Raw genomic sequence first — 2,417 nt, forward strand, 5'->3', positions numbered from 1 at the left:
CCGCGCCCGCGCGGCCGCCGCGCGCCTCGTCCCGGCGCCGGAGGCCGGGACGAGGCGGCGGGACCTGCGCCTACCTCAGCGGGGGCCGGAGAAGTCCACGGCCGCGTAGGCCTGCAGCTTCGAGAGCCGGTGCTCGGACTCCACCCGGCGGATCGTGCCGGACTTGGAGCGCATCACGATGCTCGAGGTGTGGATCGTGTCGCCGTCGTAGCGCACGCCGTGGACGAGCTCGCCGTCGGTGATGCCCGTGAGCACGAAGTAGCAGTTGTCGCTGGCCACGAGGTCGCCGGTGGACAGCACGGCCTCCAGGTCGTGGCCGGCGTCGAGCGCCTTCTGCTTCTCGTCGTCGTCGCGCGGGGCGAGCCGGCCCTGGATGGTGCCGCCCAGGCAGTGCATCGCGCAGGCCGCGATGATGCCCTCCGGCGTGCCGCCGATGCCCAGCAGCAGGTCCACGCCGGTGCCCTCGCGGGCGGCCATCACCGCGCCGGCCACGTCCCCGTCGGAGATGAACTTGATCCGCGCACCGGCCTCGCGCACCTCGGCGGCCAGCTGCTGGTGGCGGGGCCGGTCGAGGATGCAGACGGTGACGTCCTCCACCCACTTCTTCTTCACCCGCGCCAGGCGGCGGATGTTCTCCTTCACCGGCAGGCGGATGTCGACGTGCTCGGCCGCCTCCGGGCCGGCCACGAGCTTGTCCATGTAGAACACGGCCGAGGGGTCGTACATGGTGCCGCGCTCGGCCACCGCCAGCACCGCCACCGCGTTGGGCATCCCGCGGGCGGTGAGGGTGGTGCCGTCGATCGGGTCGACGGCCACGTCGCACTCGGGGCCCGAGCCGTCACCGACGCGCTCGCCGTTGAACAGCATGGGCGCCTCGTCCTTCTCGCCCTCCCCGATGACGACGACGCCGTTCATGCTGACGGTGCCGATCAGGGTGCGCATGGCGTTGACGGCGGCGCCGTCGGCGCGGTTCTTCTCCCCGCGGCCGACCCACCGCCCGCCCGCCATCGCCGCCGCCTCGGTGACCCGCACGAGCTCCAGGGCGAGGTTGCGGTCGGGTGATTCACGGCCCACGGCCAGCGAGGGGGGCAGCGGGGTAGCGGAGTTCGTCATCGATGGTCCTCCCGGGGTGGCGGCGGCCCGCCGATCGTAGCCACTGCCCGCGACGGGGTGGCGGCGGCGTGACGCACGGCATCAGCGACGATGGGGGCGTGGAATCCGTGCGCCAGGAACCGAGCGACGCCGCCGCCCCCGATCCCGCCGCCGCGGCCGGTGCCCCCGCGGCCTCGCCGGCGCCGGCGGAGCAGGGCGTCCCGCCCCGTCCCCGCGGCCGGGGCACCGCGCGCGACATGGTGCTGTCGATGATCGTCATCCTCGCCGTGGTCGGGGTCGTGGTGGTGCTGCTGCCCCGGCCCAGCGCCGTGCAGCAGCCCCCCGTCGACGTGCGCTCGGCAGCCCGCGCCGCGGCGAGGGAGCTGCCCTTCGCGCCGCTGGTGCCCACGGGGCTGCCGGAGGGCTGGAAGCCCACGTCCGCCTACTCCGACCGCTCCACCGACGACGTGCTGACCTGGCACATCGGCTACCTCACACCGGCCGGGGACTACGCGGCGGTGGAGGTGGCGAAACCGGCCACGGCGAGGTGGGTCTCCGCGCAGACGGCCTCGGCCACGCCGACGGAGGCCGGCAGCCGCCAGGTCGGGGGCGTGCGGTGGCTGGAGCTGTACCGCGAGGACCGCGACCGCAGCACCCTGCTGCGCGAGGACGGCGGGGAGACCACCCTCGTCACCGGCGGTGCGGACTTCGCGGAGCTGGAGGTGCTCGCCTCGGCGGTGCTGGCCGGCGAGCGCGTGATCCCGGCGGCGACCCCCTCGGCGTCCTGAGGGCGGCCCTGCGGGTGGGCGCCCCTCACTCCGCGGCGGCCTCGCGGGCGGCGTCCAGGCGCCGGCGGGCGCCGTCCAGCCAGCGCTGGCAGCGGTCGGCGAGGGCCTCGCCCCGCTCCCACAGCCGCAGGGACTCCTCCAGGCCGGTGCCGCCCGCCTCCAGGGTGCGCACCAGGGCCACCAGCTCGTCGCGGGCCTGCTCGTAGCTGAGCGCCTCGATCGCGGGGTCGGTGGCGCCGGCGGGGGGAACGGGCTCGCTGCTCACGCGCGCCACCCTAGGCGCCCGCTGCGACAGCGGACCCCGCCGCACCGGCTGCCGGTTCCACCCGCGCCGCGAGCTCCCCGCCGCTCAGCCGCACCCGCAGCGGGTCGCCGGCGGCGACGTCGCCCGGTGCGGTGACCAGCCGGCCCGCCGCGTCCTGCACCACCGCGTAGCCGCGCGCCAGCGTCGCCGCCGGTGACAGCGCCGCGACCTGCCGGCGCAGGTGGACCACCTCGTCGCCGCCGCGCTGCAACCGCGCGGTGAGCGCCGAGCGG

General features: G+C 76.3%; 4 protein-coding genes. 1 reads left to right on the plus strand and 3 read right to left on the minus strand.

What is annotated here, in order from left to right; all coding sequences use genetic code 11:
* Positions 1-75: 75 nt before the first annotated feature.
* The gene (gene glpX, locus ABEB16_RS16705) at positions 76-1,113 is read right to left on the minus strand and encodes a class II fructose-bisphosphatase (protein ID WP_345713354.1); all 1,038 of its coding nucleotides are present in this window, start codon (positions 1,111-1,113) and stop codon (positions 76-78) included.
* A gap of 98 nt (positions 1,114-1,211) precedes the next feature.
* Here glpX and ABEB16_RS16710 point away from each other — a divergent pair, with 98 nt between their 5' ends.
* Complete coding sequence (locus tag ABEB16_RS16710) at positions 1,212-1,880, plus strand: DUF4245 domain-containing protein (protein WP_345713355.1); 669 nt, start codon at positions 1,212-1,214, stop codon at positions 1,878-1,880.
* Positions 1,881-1,905: 25 nt separating this feature from the next.
* Here ABEB16_RS16710 and ABEB16_RS16715 read toward each other — a convergent pair whose 3' ends face one another.
* Complete coding sequence (locus ABEB16_RS16715) at positions 1,906-2,145, minus strand: exodeoxyribonuclease VII small subunit (RefSeq protein ID WP_345713356.1); 240 nt, start codon at positions 2,143-2,145, stop codon at positions 1,906-1,908.
* A gap of 10 nt (positions 2,146-2,155) precedes the next feature.
* Positions 2,156-2,417, minus strand: a 262-nt coding sequence (locus tag ABEB16_RS16720; RefSeq protein ID WP_345713357.1) for an exodeoxyribonuclease VII large subunit, incomplete at its 5' end; no start/stop codon positions are given.

Source organism: Kineococcus glutinatus, from assembly GCF_039542765.1.
Lineage (GTDB): Bacteria > Actinomycetota > Actinomycetes > Actinomycetales > Kineococcaceae > Kineococcus_A > Kineococcus_A glutinatus.